At 63.4% G+C, this 20,803-nt stretch carries 19 protein-coding genes and 1 pseudogene; 10 read left to right on the top strand and 10 right to left on the bottom strand.

Annotated elements, in window-relative coordinates; translation table 11 throughout:
- Positions 1–41 precede the first annotated feature (41 nt).
- Entirely contained in the window at positions 42–626 is a 585-nt protein-coding gene (locus TVC13_RS04315) for a TetR/AcrR family transcriptional regulator (protein WP_422400003.1), read from the bottom strand.
- Positions 627–944: 318 nt separating this feature from the next.
- Here TVC13_RS04315 and TVC13_RS04310 point away from each other — a divergent pair, with 318 nt between their 5' ends.
- Entirely contained in the window at positions 945–2,264 is a 1,320-nt protein-coding gene (locus TVC13_RS04310) for an NADH:flavin oxidoreductase (protein WP_422400002.1), read from the top strand.
- Positions 2,265–2,334: 70 nt separating this feature from the next.
- Here the strand turns inward: TVC13_RS04310 and TVC13_RS04305 are convergent, their stop codons facing one another.
- Positions 2,335–3,111: an SDR family NAD(P)-dependent oxidoreductase gene (locus tag TVC13_RS04305; protein WP_422400001.1), complete on the bottom strand. Its 777-nt coding sequence runs from the start codon at positions 3,109–3,111 to the stop codon at positions 2,335–2,337.
- Between the two features lie 249 nt (positions 3,112–3,360).
- Here TVC13_RS04305 and TVC13_RS04300 point away from each other — a divergent pair, with 249 nt between their 5' ends.
- Positions 3,361–4,971: an FAD-binding oxidoreductase gene (locus TVC13_RS04300; RefSeq protein WP_422400000.1), complete on the top strand. Its 1,611-nt coding sequence runs from the start codon at positions 3,361–3,363 to the stop codon at positions 4,969–4,971.
- Positions 4,972–5,037: 66 nt separating this feature from the next.
- On the opposite strand, the gene TVC13_RS04295 is transcribed toward TVC13_RS04300, so the two are convergent.
- Both TVC13_RS04295 and TVC13_RS04290 read right to left on the bottom strand, forming a co-directional pair.
- Entirely contained in the window at positions 5,038–5,994 is a 957-nt protein-coding gene (locus tag TVC13_RS04295; protein ID WP_422399999.1) for a helix-turn-helix domain-containing protein, read from the bottom strand.
- A gap of 225 nt (positions 5,995–6,219) precedes the next feature.
- A complete protein-coding gene (locus TVC13_RS04290) occupies positions 6,220–7,461 on the bottom strand; it encodes a substrate-binding domain-containing protein (RefSeq protein ID WP_422399998.1) in 1,242 nt (413 codons plus the stop codon).
- Positions 7,462–7,584: 123 nt separating this feature from the next.
- Between TVC13_RS04290 and TVC13_RS04285 the strand changes: the two genes are divergently transcribed.
- Genes TVC13_RS04285 through TVC13_RS04275 form a run of 3 tightly spaced genes read left to right on the top strand, consistent with a single transcriptional unit; the run spans position 7,585 to position 11,068 of the window.
- Positions 7,585–9,090, top strand: a complete 1,506-nt coding sequence (locus TVC13_RS04285; RefSeq protein WP_422399997.1) for a sugar ABC transporter ATP-binding protein — start codon at positions 7,585–7,587, stop codon at positions 9,088–9,090.
- A complete protein-coding gene (locus TVC13_RS04280; protein WP_422399996.1) occupies positions 9,087–10,046 on the top strand; it encodes an ABC transporter permease in 960 nt (319 codons plus the stop codon). The genes TVC13_RS04285 and TVC13_RS04280 overlap by 4 nt, the downstream gene beginning before the upstream one ends.
- The gene (locus TVC13_RS04275; protein WP_422399995.1) at positions 10,043–11,068 is read left to right on the top strand and encodes an ABC transporter permease; all 1,026 of its coding nucleotides are present in this window, start codon (positions 10,043–10,045) and stop codon (positions 11,066–11,068) included. The genes TVC13_RS04280 and TVC13_RS04275 overlap by 4 nt, the downstream gene beginning before the upstream one ends.
- A 79-nt stretch (positions 11,069–11,147) precedes the next feature.
- Here TVC13_RS04275 and TVC13_RS04270 read toward each other — a convergent pair whose 3' ends face one another.
- Entirely contained in the window at positions 11,148–11,825 is a 678-nt protein-coding gene (locus TVC13_RS04270; protein ID WP_422399994.1) for a LytR C-terminal domain-containing protein, read from the bottom strand.
- Positions 11,818–12,117, bottom strand: coding sequence for a type II toxin-antitoxin system VapB family antitoxin (locus TVC13_RS04265; RefSeq protein ID WP_066299736.1), 300 nt, complete (start codon positions 12,115–12,117; stop codon positions 11,818–11,820). The genes TVC13_RS04270 and TVC13_RS04265 overlap by 8 nt, the downstream gene beginning before the upstream one ends.
- Positions 12,118–12,235: 118 nt before the next feature.
- On the opposite strand from TVC13_RS04265, the gene TVC13_RS04260 reads away from it, so the two are divergent.
- The 3 genes and pseudogenes from TVC13_RS04260 (at position 12,236) to TVC13_RS04250 (ending at position 14,301) form a co-directional block, all read left to right on the top strand.
- Positions 12,236–13,129: a hypothetical protein gene (locus TVC13_RS04260; RefSeq protein ID WP_422399993.1), complete on the top strand. Its 894-nt coding sequence runs from the start codon at positions 12,236–12,238 to the stop codon at positions 13,127–13,129.
- Between the two features lie 51 nt (positions 13,130–13,180).
- Positions 13,181–13,270: pseudogene (locus tag TVC13_RS04255) on the top strand (sortase B protein-sorting domain-containing protein); the annotation flags it as partial.
- Positions 13,267–14,301 carry an isopenicillin N synthase family dioxygenase gene (locus tag TVC13_RS04250; RefSeq protein WP_422399992.1) on the top strand — a complete coding sequence of 345 codons (1,035 nt, stop codon included), beginning with the start codon at positions 13,267–13,269 and terminating at the stop codon, positions 14,299–14,301. The pseudogene TVC13_RS04255 and the gene TVC13_RS04250, both read left to right, overlap by 4 nt.
- 76 nt (positions 14,302–14,377) lie before the next feature.
- Here TVC13_RS04250 and TVC13_RS04245 read toward each other — a convergent pair whose 3' ends face one another.
- A complete protein-coding gene (locus TVC13_RS04245) occupies positions 14,378–15,175 on the bottom strand; it encodes an alpha/beta fold hydrolase (RefSeq protein ID WP_422399991.1) in 798 nt (265 codons plus the stop codon).
- A 37-nt stretch (positions 15,176–15,212) separates the two neighbouring features.
- On the opposite strand from TVC13_RS04245, the gene TVC13_RS04240 reads away from it, so the two are divergent.
- Entirely contained in the window at positions 15,213–16,100 is an 888-nt protein-coding gene (locus tag TVC13_RS04240; protein WP_422399990.1) for a GNAT family N-acetyltransferase, read from the top strand.
- Positions 16,101–16,121: 21 nt separating this feature from the next.
- Here TVC13_RS04240 and TVC13_RS04235 read toward each other — a convergent pair whose 3' ends face one another.
- Genes TVC13_RS04235 through TVC13_RS04225 form a run of 3 tightly spaced genes read right to left on the bottom strand, consistent with a single transcriptional unit; the run spans position 16,122 to position 18,841 of the window.
- Complete coding sequence (locus TVC13_RS04235) at positions 16,122–17,348, bottom strand: N-acetylglucosamine-6-phosphate deacetylase (protein WP_422399989.1); 1,227 nt, start codon at positions 17,346–17,348, stop codon at positions 16,122–16,124.
- Positions 17,349–17,366: 18 nt separating this feature from the next.
- Entirely contained in the window at positions 17,367–18,110 is a 744-nt protein-coding gene (locus TVC13_RS04230) for a glucosamine-6-phosphate deaminase (protein ID WP_422399988.1), read from the bottom strand.
- Positions 18,107–18,841 carry a FadR/GntR family transcriptional regulator gene (locus tag TVC13_RS04225; protein WP_422399987.1) on the bottom strand — a complete coding sequence of 245 codons (735 nt, stop codon included), beginning with the start codon at positions 18,839–18,841 and terminating at the stop codon, positions 18,107–18,109. The genes TVC13_RS04230 and TVC13_RS04225 overlap by 4 nt, the downstream gene beginning before the upstream one ends.
- A 207-nt stretch (positions 18,842–19,048) precedes the next feature.
- Between TVC13_RS04225 and TVC13_RS04220 the strand changes: the two genes are divergently transcribed.
- Positions 19,049–20,659: an ABC transporter substrate-binding protein gene (locus TVC13_RS04220; protein WP_422399986.1), complete on the top strand. Its 1,611-nt coding sequence runs from the start codon at positions 19,049–19,051 to the stop codon at positions 20,657–20,659.
- Positions 20,660–20,803 lie beyond the last annotated feature (144 nt).

The raw sequence follows: 20,803 nt of genomic DNA, 5'->3' as shown, positions 1-20,803 counted from the left end.
ACAATCAGGCTCTGGCGAAGAGCGGGAATCCTAGGTGCTGACTAGCCCTTCTGTGCGGCAATCCCCTCAAGAACTGATTGCATGATGAGATTTGCAACGTCCGCGTCGAGTGGGCCGGCCTGGAAGAGCAGACGAAAATAAATGGGAGAGTAGAGCAAATCCGCAACCCATATTGGTTCCAGGTCAGACCGGATGGACCCTTCATCAATAGCCCTGCGGACAGTCGCCGTCACGGCACGGGCCCGGGGAAGCCAGAAACGCTCCTTGAACTCCTCCATGGTCGCGTCGTCATACTGCGCTTCGGCGACCAGCTGGGAAATGAGACGCCCCTCCGGGCCGGCATAAATGACAGCAAGGGACGCAAGATGCTCCCGCAAGGCGTCAATGGCGGGCACATCTTCACGCAGTGGAGTGCGAGCGACATGGTTCTCCAGGAAGGAATCGATGACAACCGCTGCCTTACTTGGCCACCAGCGGTAGATCGTTGTTTTGCTGACGCCCGCTTCGCGGGCTATCCGCTCAATCGACAGTTTTTGGACACTCAGCGCGTCCGGCCCGGACTCGTCAAGAAGCGCCATGGTTGCCTCAAGGATCGCCTTATGACTCTGCTCACTTCTGACCGCCATGCATCCGCCCTCACGTTGGGAACTTTCAATACGAAACGTACACCATAGTGCACGCACAGGCTCCCAGCACCAAGCCGCCCCGGCGGTCGAACAGGCGGCCTGCAAGCTCGCCCCACCGGCAGGCGGCGGGCAGTCTCGCCTGACTATGTGGCCTTGAAGACAGTGGTTAGCCAGACTAAGGTATTCAATACGATACGTTTTGAACAGTTACCTCCATCAGGCCGTGCGGACTACCTCGTTGCGAGCGGCCTGGACCTGCCGCCGCCGCTTGTGCGCCGTATTCAGTGCCACGGTCACGATCTACCTAGGAGAATAAGAATGTCCCCAGAAGCCACCACTGTCGCCGAGGTTCTCGCGAGCCCCTGGAAGATCGATGGCCTTACCATCAAGAACCGCTTTGTCCTCAGCCCGATGGCCGTGCTGCAGCCAACAAAGGACGGTCACCCGAGCCCCCAAACGATCGCCTTCCTGACAACTCGTGCCCGCGGCGGCGCTGGCCTGCTGATCATTGGCGGGGGCGTGGCCACCGAACGGGGGAATCAGGAAGCGCCGTTTCAGCCCTTGATGCGGTTCGACAGGGACGACTTCATCCCGGGGCTCAAACGGATGGTCGATGCCGTCCACGCGCACGACGTACCGATTTTCGCCCAGATTTTCCCCAGCTTTGGCGCCATGGGCGTCCCGGGCGAAGGGCGGCCCACACTCGCCGCGAGCCCGAAACCAGTCCACATGGGGGCACCCCGCCTGCCGCACGGGTTCTATATTCCCGGAGGCCGGACGAACCCGACTCCACAGGAAATCACCAAGGGAGAGATCCTGGAGGTTCAGGAGCAGACGATCGCCGCGGTGCGGCGCGCCAAGACGGCCGGGTTCGACGGCGTAGAGCTGGGCGCACATATGCGCTACCTCTACTCGTCCTTCCTTTCACCCCGCACCAACTGGCGGACCGACGAATACGGAGGGAGCGCGGAGAACCGTGCCCGCATTCTCACGGACACGGTTCGCGCGATTCGGGCGGAGGTGGGCCCCGACTACCCCGTGGGCCTTAGGATGAGCGTGAACGACCACCTGCCGGACGGGCAGGATACCGCGGGGTTTGCCGAGGTTGCAGCAATCATCGCCGAAGCCGGCTTGGGGTACATCGCGCTCACCGACGGGAACTACGAGTCGATGGACAATAATGTTCCGTCCACATCGGGCGCAATGCTCGAACACGCTGAACCCCAGGTCTTCCGCGCCGCGCTGCCGAACACGCCGTTGCTTTTGAGCAGCACCTACGAGCCCCAGCAGAGCGCTGATGCGATCGCTAAAGGCCATGCGGACGGCATTATGCTAGCAAGGCAGCTGCTGGCCGACCCGGAGTTCCCCAACAAGGTCCTCCAAGGCAGGCTCAGCGAAATTGTCTGGTGCGACCACGACAACTCGTGCCTGCGACGCCTAATCCTCAACGTGCCCGTGCGCTGCCATAAGAATCCGGCGATGGGACGCGAAGCGGTCCTGGCAGGGGCGAAGGAAGCCGTCTCGGTAAAGCTCAAGCGCCCGGCGCAGGCTGCTCTCATAGCAGCCGCCGGCTCACCGACACTCATGGGAATCGCGGATAAGCTGGCAGCCTCGAAGGCGAAGCCGTCAAAAAACTGAGAACATAACCACGGCGGTGCCCGCCTCTGCGGACACCGCCGTCTTGCCTTTGCATAAAAGGGCCGCCAGCCTACATGAAGGCGCTGGCTCCGCCATCGACGACCAGATTGATCCCGGTAACCCATTTCGCTTCGTCAGAGGCGAGATACAGGCCCGCATAAGCGACGGCAAGCGGGTCTCCAGGCTTCCCGTCAATGGTGCGCTCGATGATCTGGGCGACGGGTGCGTCCTCGCCGAACTCTTCGTACATGGCGAGCACAGGCGGAGTCGCCATCACGCCCGGGCTCAGGCAGTTGACACGGATACCCACGGCAACCCCTTCCGCTGCCAGCTGCTTGGTCAAACCGATGACAGCCCCCTTGGCAGCGGCGTGGGCAGCCTGCGGAAGAGCACGTGCGCCCTGGAATCCAGCCCCCGACCCAATATTGACGATCGCTCCGCCGGATGCCTCCAAATGCGGCCACGCCGCCTGGCACGCGTGCCATACCAAATGCAGTTCGTTCTGGATGGTGAATTGGTAGTCACCGGTGCTCATCCCGGAAAACGGGGCGAACCGTGGCAGGCTTGCGTTGTTGTAGAGGACGTCGATTCGTCCGTGGCGCGCCACCGCGCCGGCGATCCAGCGGTCGATCTCGCCCCGGTCGCCCAGGTCCACGGGGGCACTTGAATCGATAGACCCGCCGTCCGCCTGAACCAGCCGAACTGTTTCAGCTGCGCTGTCCGGGTTGAGGTCACACCCGACGATGATTGCCCCCTCCGCGGCGAACAGCCGTGCCGTAACACGTCCCATTCCGCCCCCGATACCTGTCAGCAGGACAACTTTTCCTTCCAAGCGGCCAGCAGCCATGGACCTTCTCCGTTCACTTCGTCGTAGCAACTGGTTCCACGGAACCACGCAGGAGTAGGGGCTGGTACCAGATCAGCCGCATGGTGCAGTCCGCGCACACTTCTGTGCACGGACTGCACCATGGCGCTCCCGGAGCACAACCTGGATGTGAGGCAGAGCACTATGGAGACCTCAGGCCACCCCTAATACGTCCCCGGCTACACCCCTGATACACCCCAGCAACTAACGGCATCAAAGGAGATGACAAGGATGAGCACTACCAACGAAACGTCCACGCTTCCAACCCCACCCGGGGTCTCTGAAACCGAACTGGAAAAGGCACTCACTGCCTTCGCCGCGGCGATCGGAGCGGACAAGGTAGCAACTGACACAAAGTCACTGGAGGACTTCCAGGATCCCTTCCAGGTCCCGGGTAGCGCCACCAACGTGCCGTCCGCCGTCGTCAGCCCCACGAGCGTCGAGGACGTCCAGGCGGTCGTACGGATCGCCAATGAGTACAAGGTTCCGCTGTGGCCGATCGGCCGCGGAAAGAACAACGGCTACGGCGGCGCCGCCCCTCAGGTTCGGGGCTCAGTGATGGTCTCGTTCCGGGAAATGACCGGCGTGGAGATCAACGAGGAACTCGGATACGCGATGGTCGAGCCCGGCGTGAGCTGGTATGACCTGCATGATGCCATCAAGGCCGGAGGACACGACCTGGTCGCGTCCATCGTCGACATCGGATGGGGAGGCGTTGTCTCGAACACCCTTGAGCATGGGCTCACCTACATGCCCTACTCGATCGACCAGGCATCGCACTGCGGGTTCGAGGTTGTTCTGCCGGACGGCGATCTTCTGCGCACTGGTTCAGGCGCGATGGACAATAACCCGACCTGGCCGCTGTACAAACGGGGACTCGGCCCCACGTCTACCGAAATGTTTATGCAGTCAAACTTCGGCATTGTCACGAAAATGGGCTACTGGCTCATGCCCAAGCCGGAAATCTACATGCCGCTCTGGCTGCGCCTCTGGGACGACTCTCAGCTTCCCGCCGTGGTCGATGCCCTGCGTGAACTCATGCTGGCGGGCACCATCGACATGCGCCCGCAGCTCTCGAATACACTCTGCATCGCCTCGATGCTCTCAACCCGCTCCGAGTGGTATGACGGCGACGGCCCCATGCCCGAGGAAGTCATCGACAAGATCGCCACGGAACTCGGCGTCGGCCGGTGGATGATGCGGTTTGCACTGTATGGCGACGAAGCCGTTGTGGATCACAACTTCGCGAAACTCCAGGCTCGTTTCCTGCAGATCCCGGGGGTAGATATTTCCGGCGAGAAGCACGGCCCAGATGCATGGGAGACCCTGCCCAATCCGCACGAGCGCGTGCAGATCGGTGTGCCGAGCCAGGACCTGTACAAGATGGCAGGCTGGTCCGGAGGCGAGGACGGCGGCCATGTCGATTTCTCTCCGGTGATCCCCCTGACTTCCCACCACGCGCAGGCAGCCCAGAAGCTGATGTCCGACATGTGTGCCGAGGCCGGACTGGACTTCCTCGGCGGCATGCTGCCGATCAATGCACGGGCAACTACCTTCATCAACGTGATTCCGTTCAACACTAAGGACCAGGCGCAGGTGGATAAGGCGTACGCCGTGGCCAAGCGGATGGTGGCAGAGGCCGGAAAGCGCGGCTACGGAGAGTACCGTGCTCATCTGTCGTTCATGGACCTCGCAGCTGACCAGTTCGGCTTTAATAACCACGCCCAGCGGCGCTTCAACGAGACCATCAAGGACACGCTGGATCCCAACGGGATCATCGCGCCCGGCAAGTCCGGCATTTGGGGCAGCCGTCTCCGGCAGGCTGGCTACCCGCTGGCCTGACCCGCTGAGCAAGTGATGCCCGCGCTGATAACAGTGCGGGCATCACTTTTCCGGTTATGGAGGAAGTCAGACCTGCGGCGAGACCAATCTGACATCCCGAGGGGCGTGACCGTGGAGTTCTCGAAACGCCCGGCTGAAGCTTGCAGGATTTCTGTAACCCCACTTCACCGCAACAGCTGAAATTGGTGTTTTCGGAGACTTCCGCAGCTCAGCTGCAGCCTTTTCAAGCCGCTGCTCGCGGATCCAAGCTGACACGCCGGCGCCCGATGCCGCAAAAAGCTTGTGCACATAACGCGTCGATACGTAGTGGGCCTGTGCAATTTGTTCGGGGCCAAGTTCTGGATCATGGAGATGTTCCATGGCATACCGCTTCATCCGGTTCAGGAGCATCTCGGTGCGCGGCGTCGCTTTATTCGTCCAGTCTTCCTCCTCCTCATGAGTGCGGAGGAACGACAGAAGCATTTCAGCGGCATTTTCGGCTTCACGGCCAGGCAATCCTTCGCCTTCGACGACGGTCCGGGCGAGAGAAAGGAGAAACGGTGTGGTGAGGGCAGTCAATCTCCCCTCACCTCCACCGATCCGCGTTGCGGTGCGCCGTGCAAAGCGGTCAGCCCGCGCTCCGATGAACCACTTCGGAACGCTGAAGACCATGACTTCGAAGCCGTCACGGCCCTCGAAAGCCGATGGCCGTGACGTGTCCTGCCAGGCGATCCCGCCGTGCCGGAGAAAGCAGCTTCGTCCGTCCTGGTCCAAGTGAATTGACCCTTTGGCAAGCAGGTAAAGCAGAATGCACTCCGGATCAGAAGCCGCGATCATCTGCTGTGTACGTACCACCCGGTGCGGGAGACCCTGGATCGATCGGACGGTCACCGGCCCCAGGTCTCCCCCTGCCAAGCGGGCCTCAAACGACGGCGCGGCGACCGCTTCCAAACGCACTGGAAAGAAATGCTGAGCAATCCCTTCGGTCCAGTAGTCCCGGCGGTCAGCCGCAGATACCGATCGGGTGTCCAGCACCGGGGCCATCAGTCCAGCCCTGCCGAAATGACAGGATGGACGTCCCCGCTACTGCGCAGCCAGTCCCAATACTTCATCTTTCTCCTCTTACGGCTGATCGGCGTGCAGCAAATGGCTGCACGCCGATCAGGATGGCCAACGTCTCCTGCACATCATCGTCTCCAGTCCAGGAATGAAGCGGCATCGCATAGGCAGGCTTGGATGCGATCCTAGCTCCAGGACTCGACGGCAGCGTTAGCTGCTCGGATTGTTGAAGAACTCCTTGAGAACCTCTTCCGGGAAGAACTCCTCCGGATCTCCGGCGAGATCAGTGGAGTCTGTGGTCTTCCAATCCGGTTCAACCATGTCGTCGAGGTTCGACCGGTTGACGACGAGGGGATCGTTTACAAACTGGTTGATCTTCGGCCCCTCTCCCCTGAGGATGCGAAGAGCGATGTCCACGGCCACCTGGGACTGCCTCACCGTGGGAGTCGTGGAACCGGCATACGGGTACTCCGTATTCTCCGCAGCCCAGGCCGCGAATCCCTGGGTTGCCCCGATGTCACCAATGGGCGGGGCCTCCTGTCCCGACTCGTGGAAAGCGTTGAGCACACCAAGGCCCATGGTCCCGGATTGCAGCACCGCATCGACCCCAGCGGGATTGGTCGCAAGATACTGCAGGGTAGCGGTCTGCGCTGTGGTCGCTTCGTAAAAGCCTGTCACCTCACCTGCGATGTTAACGTCGGGGCACAGCTCGAGGATGTTCTGGAAGCCATCCTCCGCGTACACCTCGGTTGAGATTCCCGGTATGCCGGTAACCCGCAGAACGTTGCCGGTACCACCGATCGTCTTCAACGTCTCGGCACCAACGTTCATCGCCTGCAGCACGCTGTTGCCGGTCAAGGAGACCGCGTACTCCGAATCAACAGTGGACTGCATGGAGATCACAGGTATGCCTGCCTCACCGGCGGACTTTACCGCATCGATCGACGGTTCACCGGCCAGTGGAATGAAGAAAATGACATCCGGCTTAAGTGCCACGGCCTGACTGAACTGCTGCAGTTGGAGCGGAACATTCGTGGGGTCGTCGGGAGCGAGATCGGCGATTATCTCGACGTCGGCGGCGGCCAGTTCCTGCCGCACGGTGTCCAGCATCAGGTTAACGAAGGAACTGGCCGGCGGCATCCCAACGATGGCTGCCGTGTAGCCCCCGTCCTTCTCCGACTTCCAGTCAGCCCAGGCAGACTTCCTGATCTGCAGCGGGTAGGCGTTGTACGCAGCCGCAGTTTCCGGGCTGAACTCCGCAAGCAGTCCGTCCGGGTCATTCGCTCCGAGATCCGGTACAGAGCCGCACTGGCCATCGGCCGCCGAAGCCGTCGGCTGGGCTGCCGATCCGGTGCCCTGGGCCCCCGAGCATCCCGCAAGCGCGAGAGCTGCCAGCGCGAGAACTGCCGTCCCAGCCAGGCCGGCGCGCCCTGTATTCGTCAGGTTCTTCATCGTTGTGCACTCCTCCTTGAGTCAGCGCCGAATGCGCCTGTGAGTGAGAGTAGACCGATGCGATACGTTTCGTCTACTATCGTTCGTGATACGCGTCACATGACGTACTCGAGGAGGAGTTACATGGAAGAGCTGTCGGCAGGTCTTCATCTGTCAGCGCTCCAGAAGCGCTTTGGAGCGACCATTGCTCTCGGAGACGGCAATCTGCACGTCAAACCGGGTGAGGTCCACACCCTCCTCGGAGAGAACGGCTCAGGCAAGAGCACGCTGGTGAAAATCATCGGAGGCGTGCACCGGGCGGACCAGGGCAAGGTGACTCTCGACGGCGAGGCGCTCACCTTCCGGTCGCCCCGTCAAGCCAACGCTTCGGGGGTTGCCACGGTCTTTCAGGAGGTGCTTACCGCAGCCAGCCAATCAGTTCTCGAGAACATCTGGCTTGGAACGGACGGTGTTTTCCGGCGTCGCCGCAGCCGCGCAGAACAGCGCGCGGCGGCCTCTGACGTGCTGGGCCGTCTAGTTGACGGCATCCAGCTGGATTCTCCCGCCGGGGAGCTCTCCCTTTCTGAACGGCAGGCTGTCTGCATTGCCCGTGCCCTCGTGCGCACCCCCCGAGTCCTCGTCCTTGACGAGTCGACGGCTGCACTCGACGTGCAGACCCGTGACCGGTTGTTTGAGGAAATGCGACGACTCAGGTCCGAGGGATGTGCCATCTTGTTCATCTCGCACCGAATGGACGAAGTAGAGGAGATTTCGGATCGTGTCACTGTCCTCCGTTCAGGGCGGACCATCTCGACCGTGGAGCGCAGCAGCATGACGATCGGCCAGCTGATCTCTGACATGACCGGCGCTTCGAGCGTCGTCGAACATCAGCGAGAAGAACGCGAACTCGGTCCCGCCATTCTTTCAGCGGAAGGCATCCGGCTCGCCCCGGCAGCCGAGACCATCGACTTCGAACTGCGCCGCGGCGAACTCGTGGGGCTTGCTGGCCTCGAAGGACAAGGCCAGGACCAGTTCCTGAGACGACTGGCCGGACTGATCGACGGTGAAGGATCCCTTACTCAGCCCGCGGCCGGTGGAGAGAGCATCCGGGCAGCAGGTTCAAACAAAACCGGCGTCGCCTACTTACCCAGGGAACGCCGTGGAGAGTCCCTATTTGAAACAATGTCCACCCAGGAGAATTTCGCACTGCCAACCATGAGGAAAGACATCCGGGGACCCTTGCTGAACCCGAGGCGCACGTCGGAACGGTTCTCCCGTGCTGCTAAGGACCTGAGCATCAAATTCGGCAGCAGCACTGACGCTATCTCAACCCTGTCCGGCGGCAACCAGCAGAAAGTACTGCTGGCCCGGTGGCTGGCTACGGACCCCGCCGTGCTCTTACTGAACGATCCGACTCGCGGTGTTGATATCACCACCAAACGAGAGATCTATGCGGCCCTGCGGCAGCTCTGCTCGGAAGGCATGAGTGTGGTCATGCTCTCCAGCGAGGTGGAAGAGCACGTGGAGCTTGTAGACCGTGTCCTCGTCTTCCGAAACCAGAGTGTGTTCGCGGAAATCGGGCGAACCGAGATCGGCAATGAAACTATCGTCGCAGCCTATTTCGGGCAGAGAGTCGCAGGGGTCGCATGAACCGGATGCTGGGCGTTTTCCAACGATGGCCGTTCGCGTTTGCCATGTTGCTGTGCGCCGTCCTCCTAGCAGTAAATCTGATTGTCTCCCCGAGCTTCGTCTCGCCCGGGCGTCTGGGCGCGACGCTGGCCACCCTTGCGCCGTTCGTGCTGGTTGGCTTTGCTGCGACGCCCGCCATTCTGGCGGGCGGGATAGACATCTCCGTCGGCCCCCTGGCCACGCTGATCAACTGCATCTTCATAGCTGTCCTGATCCCCGCGGGGCTTGGGGGCTGGCATCTGGCCGTCCCCCTTCTGCTTGGCATCGCGATGGCCGTGGGCGCCCTGAACGGGGTTCTTGTGGCAGTTGTACGGCTCCACCCGGTGGTGGCAACGACCGGCGTGCTCTTCCTGCTTATCGGCGCTTCGTTGACGGTCGCGAAGAACCCCGTCAATGCGCCGGACAACTGGACCCGGCCCCTTGCCGGCTCTATCGGCGTCGTACCTGGTGCCTTCCTAACGCTGGGAGCCGCAGCGCTTGTGTGGTTCTTACTGAAACGGACTGCTTTTGTGAGCAACATGCTCGCGACCGGCGAGAGTGATTCCTCTGCCTACGGGTCCGGTGTGAATGTGACCGTTGTCCGCATACTCAGTTACACATTGGGAGGATTGTTCGCCGGAATCGCCGGGATCGCACTGTCTGCCCTGATGCAGGCTACCGGCTCATCCCTTGCCACCACATATGCACTCCTCGGCCTGGCAGCCGCAGTCCTTGGCGGCGCCACTCTTGGCGGCGGACGGGGAGGTCTGCTGGGGACGTTCTTTGGTGCGGTCGCCATCTATCTTCTGCAGCAATTGCTGACTTCCGCCGGCGTGCAACCGAACCTCATCGAATTCACCTACGGACTACTGCTGATTTTCGGCGTTGTGCTGGGCGCAACGCTGCTTCGCCCTCGAGTGACACGGAGAACCGCATGACAGCACAGCCTTCAGCAGACCTCACCCCTGCGCATGTCCCGTCCCGTGCCGGCATCCGGGACAGAGCTCGCGTACTGGTTCTTCAACAACCGATCCTGCAGGTTCTGGTGCTTGTCGTCATCGTGGCGTGGCTGCTGGCGACCGTCCCGGGCATCGCCAACCTTAGATCTGCCACAGCTCTGCTCGTCATCGCGTCGCTGCTCGCATTTGCGGCCATGGGACAGACACTGGTGGTAATCCTGGGCGGACTCGACCTGGCGATCCCCGGTTACGTGATTTTCGGTGCCTTTGTTGCAGCCAACCTCGCAGGCGGCCAAGGCTTGTCCGTGCCTTTGGCGTTCCTCGTGACCATTGCCGTGTGCGGCGGGCTCGGCGCTGCGGTCGGCTTCCTCTGCCATCGGCTGCGGGTCGAGCCGCTGATGATGACGCTGGGCATGGGCGCAGTCGTCACGGGAGGAACGCTTTTCCTGACCAATGGCAACTATGCATCGGCTCCACCTGATTCGCTGCGCGTACTGGCTGGAGTAACCAGCACAACGTTCGGTTTGCCGATTCCCCCGGTCATCCTGATCGTAGCGGTCGCTTCAATACTGTTGTGGCTGGGACTCAACCGCACACGCGCCGGACGCAACCTCTATGCCACCGGAATCAACGCCCGGGCCGCTAAGCTGACCCGCATCAACACCACCGCGGTTTGGACAGTCGTCTTCGCTGCATCGGGTGCCCTTGCCGGGATCGCCGGGATGTTCATCGCCAGTTTCAGTTCCGGCTGGGCCCAGTCGATTGGTGAACCCTATCTTTTCTCCGGGTTAGCGGCCGTTCTGGTGGGCGGGACCACGTTCGGGTCCATCCGCGGCAGCTTCACCAGGACGCTTCTCGGGGCCCTCATTCTCACTGGCCTCTCCACCATTATCGTGAGCAACGGCCTTGCCGAATCCCAGAGCCGTATCATCTACGGAATCATCATCCTCATGGTTGTGGCACTCTACGGACGGGAGCGGCACGTCCGAGACCGTTTCTGAGTGAGCGTGCATCATGCCCTCACCGTGCGAACGCCCATGAAACAAGCGAAGGAGCCTGCGCCGTGGACGGCAGCGGCTGCTAGCTGCCGGCCTCCGGCTCCGGAGCGCCGCTCTTCCACGGACAGCTGATCGGCCCGGGGGCGGCCGCCTCGGCTTTCTCCAGGGGCACCAGGGTGGTGTAGGCGGACCCGATCACCACATCCACTGATGCATCTTCCCGGTCGTCCTGGATGTACTGGGTGTCCGGGATCTGCTGCTGCATCGTAAAGGCGCCCGATTCGCCGTCGGGCCCGGAGAGGATGATCGCCGTCATGCCTTCCCGGTTCACGGTGCTGTTGCCCACCACCCCGATGGCGAACCCGCGGGCTTTCAGCGCCTCGGCCACCTGGCCGGCCAGTCCGGGCTGCGCCGTGGTGTTATAGACGTTTACCGTCACGGTCTCCGGGGACTGGTACAGGTACGGTCCCGCGGGGCATCCGCTTTCCACTGCCGGACGCGCTTCCGGACGGGGAAGATTGATCCAGCCGGCGTTGATCCCCTGTGCCACCACAGCGGCCAGGACCAGCAGGCCGGCCAGGACGCCCAGCACCACGCCGTGGAGCCGTCTTTTTCGTTGCGCACGGAGCTCGGCTGCCTCTGCGTCATCTTCATCAAAGACGGCACCCAGGTCCTGCTCCGTCACAATCCGGTGGCCGTGCCACTCGGTGGGGTCGCTCTCGGCGTCCCTGCGCTGCCCTCGAGGGGGCTCGTTAGTCATCGATTACCAGCACGCGCGCGTGCAGGATGGTCCGCTGGTGCAAAGCTGTTCTGACTGCCCGGTGCAGTCCGTCTTCCAAGTACATGGTGCCCCTCCATTGCACTACGTGCGGGAAAAGGTCTCCAAAGAAGGTCGAATCCTCGGCCAGCAGAGCGCCGAGATCCAGGGTGGCCTTAGTGGTCACCAGCTCGTCCAGCCGGACCTGCCGGGGAGGTACCGCTGCCCAGTCCTTGGGAGTTACGTATCCATGGTCGGGGTAGGGGCGCACATCGCCAACAGCTTTGAAGATCACTAATCCAGACTAGAGAAGTTCGGCACCCAAGGAAACAGGACGCCCCGGCAGCAGCCGCTGGATTACGCGGATCCGGGAGTGTGTGCAGCGTTTGGGCAGGTGACGGGATACTTAAGGCATGACTTCTGCACGTTTTGGCCTGCTGCTCGACGTCGACGGACCGGTAGCGTCCCCGCTCACCCGCACGGTCTCCCCCGCGGTGATCGGGCATCTGGTGGCCCTCGCCTCCGCGGGCTGGCCGGTGGTCTTCAACACCGGACGGTCCGACGAGTTCATCCGCACACAGGTCATGGAGCCGATGATTGCCGCGGGCCTGCCGGCGAACGTGACGCTGCACGCGATCTGTGAAAAGGGCGGCGTCTGGTTCTCCTTCAACGGCTCCGGCGCGGGCCCGGTGAGCGTGGATGAGGAGCTGGCCCTCCCGGCGCCGTACGCCTCCGCAGTACGCGACCTGGTGGCGGAGAAGTACACCGGGCACATGTTCTTCGACGAGACCAAGCGTTCCATGGTCTCCGTGGAGCAGAACGTGGACGTCGCCAACGCGGACTACCTGACCGAGCAGAAAGAGTTCGACGCCGATGCCCTCGCACTGATGTCCAGGTTCGACATGGGGGTGTGCCGGCTGGACCACCACGCCCCGGACTCGGATGACTCGATCGATTACCGCATCGACCCCACCATTATCTCCACGGACATCGAGGCCCTCGGCGTGGGCAAGGACCTCGGCGCCCGTCGCGCACTGGCCCTGCTCGAGGAAGCTGGAACTCCCGTGCCACAGATCTGGCGGACGGTCGGAGACTCCCGGACCGATTACGCAATGGCCGATGAGCTGCATGCCCTGGGCTTCGACGTCGCGCACGTGGACGTTCGGCCGGCCGACGGCGTCCCGCAGAAGCCGTACGCAGTGCTCACCGCAGGGGACCGAATCCACGACGACGCCGGCGAAGCGTTCCTGCGCCGCTGGACTGAGATGGCTGCCGGGAAGGCTGCGGACGACTCAGCCGTGGTCTAGGGTTTCTGGCTGGGCTTGGGCGTTTATTACGCTACGCCCCACCAGTAACAGCCTAAAACCGCTGATCAGAGCCGCATGACGCTGTATTGCGTAACATTTGGTTCCCAGTTGACAGGTCCCGGTGCTACGTTTCCGGAATGAGCGATAACCCCACATCGATTCCTGTTCTGGACCTCAGCACGGCCCGCAATGCGGACGGCACCTTCAACCCCGAGTTCATCGACAAGCTGCGTGAAGCGACCCACAAGATCGGGTTCTTCCAGCTGGTTGGTTACGGTGCGGGCGAGGAACGCGTCAAGGATCTCTTCGATGTCACCAAGCGCTTCTTCGACCTGCCGCTCGAAGACCGCCTGGAACTGGATAACCGCAAATCCCCGCATTTCCGCGGCTACACCCGCCTCGGCACCGAGCTGACCCAGGGCCGCCCCGACGCCCGCGAGCAGGTCGACTTCGGCCCGGAGCGCAAGCCCGTGGCCGACTACCCCGCCGACCAGCCCTACTGGCTGGTGCAGGGACCCAACCTCTTCCCGGACACCGTGCTGCCGGAACTGCGTGAGACGTCCATGGAGTGGGCCGAGCTGATGAGCGAGGTGGGTGCCGAACTGCTTTCCGCGATTTCCGTTTCGCTGGAACTGCCGGAGGACCACTTCACCGAACCCTTCGAGGGCACCCCGGCGTGGATGGCCAAGCTCATCCACTACGTGGGCGGCGTCGTGAAGGAAGCCGGCACCCAGGGTGTCGGTTCCCACGCCGACTATGGTTTTGTCACCCTGCTGCTGCAGGACGAGGTGGGCGGCCTGGAGGTCAAGCCACACGAGTCCGACGAATGGCTGCCCGTTGAACCGATCCCGGGCGCGCTGGTCGTGAACCTCGGCGAGATGCTCGAAGTCGCCACCCAGGGCTACCTCTCCGCGACCATCCACCGCGTGCAGGCGCCGCCGCCCGGTGTCGACCGCTACGCCATTCCGTTCTTCTGGTCCCCGCGCCTGGACTCAGTCATCGACCCGGTGCAGCTGCCGCCCGCTCTGGCTGCCCAGTCCCGCGGCATCTCCGATGACCCGCAGAACCCGATGCTGGCGTCCTACGGTGCCAACGTCCTGAAGGGCTGGCTCCGCGCCCACCCGCAGGTCGCTGCGATCCACCACCCGGAACTGGTTCCGGCCAAGAAGTAGCAACACGTACGACGGCGGCCCGGCCGCAGGTGCTTCCGGCATCTGCCGCCGGGCCGCTGTCGTGCCTGCCGTCAGCTCACCCTGCGGCGATGAAGGGCCGCAGGACATCAATCCAGAGTTGACACGCATCGAGGTGCGCATCGTGCGAGGCCCCTGCAAGATCCGCGCGGGAAACATCGTTTCCGGAGGCGACAAAGAGACGTTTCTCTACCTCACTGAACATCCCGTGCTCGGCGAACACCGCCAGCACCGGAACGGTGATGCTCTGCCATTCCTCCCACCGCGGCGCCAGGAGGCCGGAGAGGGTCCGGCCCAACACCTCCGCCTCGAAGCGCGGGTAGAGTCCATCTCCGCGATCCTCAAGGTCGGCTATCCACGCATGCGGCAGCGGACCCTCTCCGAGGAACAAGCGGGCGGAGTCCTTAGAAGCAAACGGGACGTCCCAGGACCGGAAGAAATTGGCCACCGATTCCGCTTTGCCGGCAGACATACCCCCGGCGCCGCACTCCAGCAGCACCAGACGACGCACCAGTTCCGGCCGGGCCGCGGCCACAAGCATTGCGGTGTGTGCCCCCATGGACTGGCCCACCAGATCGACCGGGTGTTGTCCCTCCTCGGCGGCAATCACCTGCAGGACATCATCCACGAACGCCTCCCGCGAGGTGTCGGCCGGAGTGCGGGTACTCATCCCATGTCCGCGCTGGTCAATCAGGATGATTTTGCGGCCGGCAAGTGCTTTTGCGGTACCGAGGAATTCACGGCTGCTCCCCGCCAGCCCATGGAGAAGAACCACAGCCGGAGCCTCCCCGGCGCACACCATGTAGGAGATTGTGCTGCCGTCACGGCCGGCAACTTGGCGGGATCTCTTTGGCATCCGACCATCCTAGAAGTACTCCCGGTAGAGTGCCGGCATGCCCCGCTTTATCCCGCCCACCGCAGACCTTCACGGCTCCTGGCTGGAAGCACATACGGAGTGGGGTCCCGGCCTGCATGAGGACGGCTTCGGCATCGAGGCCGGTGATGAGGTGAACTCATCCTCGGGGTTTGCCGCGTGGATGGAACGTCTCAAGACGGATAACCAATGCACCTACCGGTGGATCGCCGATGGCCGGCAGGTACTAGGAGCCATCGCACTGCGTCACTCAGGGCACCCGCTGATTTCAAGGGCGGGGCACCTCGGATACGGAATCCGGCCATCGGCCCGGGGACGGGGTCTGGCCACCTGGGCCGTGGGCCGGATGCTGAGAGAAGCGCAGGGTCTTGGCATGGATCATCTCCTGGCAGTTTGCCTGTCCGGTAACAGGGCATCACAGCGAACCCTTGAAGCGAACGGGGCAGTCCTGGACGGGGTGTCAGGAGACGGATCGGCCCTGTTCTACCGGATCGGGACGTCGGGCATAGCGGCGCAGCATGGAGGACCGCCGTCGTTTACCCCACCGTTCCTCTACCCACCGGAACCCGATAGGGTGAACGGACCGGCAGCGACGCCGGCCCTGAACAGGAGAACACGCATGGCGACAGTCCCGGGCCCGCTAGACCACACCTTCACAGCTCCGATCGGGGTGAAGGTTAAAGGAGATGTCTGGTCCTGCGTGGAAATGCCGGGATCGGCTGAGTTCTTCGGTACCGGAAAGACCGTCAAGGTGGCAGCCACCGTGGATGAGGAACCTATTCGCGGCGGACTTATGCCCACCGGCCAGGGTGGACACATGCTTTCAATCAGCGCCAAGCTGCGCAAAAAGCTGGGCAAGGACATCGGAGACACAGTCACCGTCCGCCTCACCGAGCGGCTCAGCTGACCGCCACGCCGTCCGCCGGGGCTAGGAAAGCCAGCGGCCGCGGCGCATCACCCGGACAGGCGCCAGAGCCTCGTCCAGCACGAGCAGATCAGCGGAAGCCCCGGCAAGCAAGGACCCCAGCTCCTGCCCACGGCCCAGCACTCCGGCCGGCACAGCCGCGGCGGAGGTGACGGCGTCCGCCAGCTTCACCCCGGCACCCACGGCGTTACGGACCAGATCCGCCATGGCCGCAGTGCCGCCGGCAATCGACCCTGTGGTCGACAGCCGGGCTACGCCGTCCTGGACCAGCACGTCGGCAGGACCCAGCCGGTACTGGCCGTCAGCCAGGCCGGAAGCCGCCATGGAGTCGGTAACCAGGGTAATGTTTCCCGCTCCCAGCAGGTCGAACATGGCCGCCACAAGGTAGGGATCAAGGTGCGTGTTGTCCGCAATGAGCTCCACCGCGGCGTTGCCGGCCTTCGCAGCGCGCAGGCAGGCCGAAACAGCCCCGGGTGCCCGGTGGTGGATCGGGTCCATGCCGTTGAACAGGTGTGTGACGGTGGGCCGTACGGTTTCCCCGCCTGATGCCGCGAGATGATTCGCAGCCAGTTTCAGGGATTCGTGGGCCTGCTCGGCCGTGCAGGCGGTATGCCCCAGGGACGGGATCACGCCGCTGGCGGTGAGGAGCTCCACCAGGGCGTCCGCCCCGGGAAGCTCAGGAGCGTAGGTCATGGTGCGCAGCTGGCCCCGGCTTGACCGGATCAGGGCCTCCGCCAGCTCCAGGTCCGGCGCCAGCAGCCAGCGCGGATCCTGGGCTCCGCAGCGGACTTCAGACAGGAACGGACCTTCCAAATGGATGCCCGCTATCAGGCCTTCCTCGGCCAGCCCGGCGAGCAGCGCCACCTGCCGCAGCAATGATTCCGGTTCGTCGGTGACAAGGCTGGCCATGACGGTGGTGGTCCCGGCACGGTGCAGTCCCGCAACGGCCTCGCGGATCGAGGAGGCATCCGCCCGGGAGAAATCAACGCCGTAGGCTCCGTGACAGTGCAGGTCCACCAGCCCGGGGATGAGCACCTCGCCGGCGGCGAGATCAACGACGTCGTCATCCGGGCGGACGTCGAGGCCGCGCTGCGGCCCCGCGTAAGTGATGACGCCGCCGTCGACGGCCACCGCAGCGTCCGCCAGCAGCGGACCGGTCACCGCAGGACCACGCAGCACCATGCGCGGACGGTCGGCGGACTGCGCTGGCGGAGGGCTGGTGGCGGGCATAAAACAAGGTCCTTCGGGCTAGAGGAGCGAGGCGGCTGCAGTGTCGGCCAGGACGGTGACCCGGCCGTGCAGCTGCAGGACGGAGGCTGGGCAGTCCGGACTTACCGGGCCTTTCAACGCGGCGCGGAGGGCGGGGGCCTTGTCTTTCCCGCGGGCAATGAGCAGCAGCTGCCCGGCTTCGAGAATAGTTCCCAGGCCCTGGGTCAGGCAGTGCGTGGGGACGCTGTCCAGCGAATCGAAAAACCGCTGGTTGGCACGCCGGGTGTCCTCGGTCAGGACCTCCACCCGGGTCCGTGAGTCCAGTGCCCCGCCCGGTTCGTTGAACGCCAGGTGTCCGTTGCGTCCGATGCCCAGGATCTGTACGTCGATTCCGCCCACAGCCGTGATCAGCCCTTCGTAATCATCGCAGGCCGCCTGCAGGTCAGCCCGGTGCGGATCGGGGAGATGCACTGACCGAGGATCCAGCCCCAGGGGCTCGATAATCTCCCGGCGCAGCACTTCCGCGTAGCTTTCCGGATGACCAGGCGGCAGGCCGACGTACTCATCCAGTGCGAACCAGGTCGTGTGGCGGTAGTCCGCTTGTGTGTCCGCGAGGGCGTCATAGAGGGGCGACGGCGATGAGCCGGTAGCCACTCCGATCACGGGCGCAGGACGGGCAGAGAACGCATCCAGCACGAGCCCGGCAGCGGCGGGTCCGATTTGCGCCCGGTCCAGAATCTGCAGCAGCGGGGCAGCGGGATGGTCCATGGTTCCGGCGCTCACGCGTCACGCAGCTTCGCGAGCTGCCCACGGATACCGTCAAAGTGCCGCCGGAGCCGTTCAGAGGCGAGTTCCTTGTCCCCCGCCTTGACCGCTTCCAGGATTCCCCGGTGCACGGCGGCGTTCTCCACCAGATTGACCAGCGGATCCCCGCCCAGCTCCAGATGAATCTTGCGGTAGACCTGCCAGAAGACTGACATCAGGTTAGAGAGCAGTTCATTGCCCAGAGGCTCGAAGAGCTGGTAGTGGAAGCGCTCATCCACTTCGGTGAAGGGGGCTCCATCGGCGGCCAGGGCTTCCATTTCCCGGACCGTAGCTTCAATCTCCTCCAGGTGCTCAGGAGTCCAGAGGTCCATGGCTTCGCCGATCAGTCCGGCTTCCAGCGCCTGCCGCACGTCCACCAGCTGGAGCGCTTCCTTGCCCTCGTGCCGAAGCGAGAGCCGCCCCCGGAAAGTCAGGCCGTCCGCCAGCGCATCGAAGTTGGCCGGAGCCACGAACATCCCGAAACCGTGCCGGATCTCCACTACACCCAGGGCCTGCAGGACCTTGAGCGCTTCACGCAGCGTGTTCCTGCCGATTCCCAGTGCCGCGGCCAGCTCCGCCTCGGTGGGAAGGGCATCTCCGGCCTTGAGGTCGCGCTCCAGGATGAGTTCCATGATTTCAGCCTGCAGGGCCCGCGAACGGTTCTGGGCACTGAACCGCGCCGGCGGCAGTGAAGCATGGGGCAGGCTCATAAGTCCTCCTGGGACGGCGAATCGATGGGCTATGGGATAAAACTTAGCCGATAGCACCACAGGTTATAGGATGTCCTATCTTTAGGACAGAGTTACAAAAGAGTGTCTTGAGATCGCTTGACGTTCTCATGTGAGGAACCTTACAGTTCTCGGAACAAGCATCGGACATCCTACGTCCGATAAGTGACATGGATGGCGAGGCAACAGATGAATACTTCTCTTGACACCAGCGGCCTGCTGAACGACTCAAGCCGCCGCAACTTCCTCAAGCTGGCAGGCGTCATGGGTGCCGCCGCAGCTTTCGCAGGCTCGATTTCCGCCTGCAGCCCGGGCGGAAGCCCGGCCCCGGCCGGCAGTGCCGCCGCAGCCGAGGGCACGGGCTCCATCGAGGCCGGCATCTCCTACCAGCTCTCGACGGGCTTCGACCCGATGATCTCCACCGGAGCCACTCCGCAGGCAGCAAACCTGCACATCTTCGAAGGCCTGACCGAACTGCATCCGGCAACCCGGGAACCGTTCCTGGCGCTGGCCGCCGCCGAACCCACCCAGATCGATGACACCACCTGGGAGGTCAAGCTCCGCGATGGCGCGAAGTTCCACAACGGCGATCCAGTTACCGCCGAAGACGTCGTCTTCTCCTACGAGCGCGTCCTGGATCCGGCCAACCAGTCCCTTTTCGCCGGGTTCATCCCCTTCATCGATTCTGTCAGCGCGAAGGACGACTCAACCGTCCAGTTCAAGCTGAAGTACCCATTCCCCGGCTTCAGCTCACGCATCTCAGTCATCAAGGTTGTGCCGAAGGCCGTCGTCACCGCAGATCCTGAAGGCTTCGACCTGAAGCCGGTCGGCTCCGGCCCGTACAGCCTGGTCTCCGCCGTCAAGGAAGACCGCATCGTCTTCAAGAAGTTCGACGACTACAACGGCAAGTACCCGGCCCGCGTCGCGGACATGACCTGGCTGCTGCTGGCAGACCCGGCCGCCCGCGTGGCCTCCGTCCCTTCCCGCACCCAGGCCATCGAGGATGTTCCCTACCTGGACGTGGACCAGCTGGCCACCAAGGTTGAGGTGGAAAGCGTCCAGTCCTTCGGCCTGCTGTTCCTGATGTTCAACTGCGCCAAGTTCACCGACAAGCGCGTCCGGCAGGCCCTGCACTACGCAATCGACACCGAAGCCGTGATCACCAAGGCACTGCTCGGCAACGCCACTGCCGCCACGTCCTACTTCCAGAAGGGCCATCCGTCCTACAGTGAAGCAGCAGGGGTCTACGGGTACGACGCCGCCAAGGCCAAGTCGCTGCTGCAGGAAGCCGGTGTCCAGGACCTGACCATCACCCTGACCTCCACCGACACCGGCTGGGTCACCCGTGTAGTGCCGCTGATCAAGGAATACTGGGACGCCATCGGAGTCAGCACCACCCTTGAAATCCTGCAGTCCGCTGCCGTATATGCCCCGGAAAAGGTGGGCGGCAAGAACTTCGACGTGCTCTGCGCCCCCGGCGACCCATCGGTCTTCGGCAACGACGGTGACATCCTGCTCAGCTGGTTCTACCGCGGCGCCACCTGGATGGAGAACCGTGCCGGCTGGAACACCACTCCGGAATACGCCGACGTACAGGCGAAGCTGGACGAGGCCGTGAAGCTGGATCCGGAAGAAGCCAAGGCCATCCATTCCTCCGTGGTGGACATTGTCTCCGAAGAGGTCCCGCTGTACCCGCTCTTCCACCGCAAGCTGCCCACCGCCTGGGACAGCAATGCCCTGGACGGGTTCGCGCCGCTGCCCACTACCGGCGTCTCCTTCGTCGGCGTCGGCCGCAAGTAAGCCACCCAGCGCTAAGCACCACCCGCGGGGGGGGGGGGGGGGGGCGGCGGCCCCCCCCGGGGGCCCGGGCCGGGGGAGGAGGCCGTTTAACCTTTGGCGCGGATTTTGGAGAGAATCTAAATATGACTCTCAGCGCCTCTCATC

It is taken from the genome of Arthrobacter sp. 3Tela_A (assembly GCF_049311025.1).
In the GTDB taxonomy this organism is placed as follows: domain Bacteria; phylum Actinomycetota; class Actinomycetes; order Actinomycetales; family Micrococcaceae; genus Arthrobacter_B.
The sequence above is the reverse complement of the archived record's forward strand: the minus strand, read 5'-3'. Positions and strand labels throughout refer to the sequence as shown.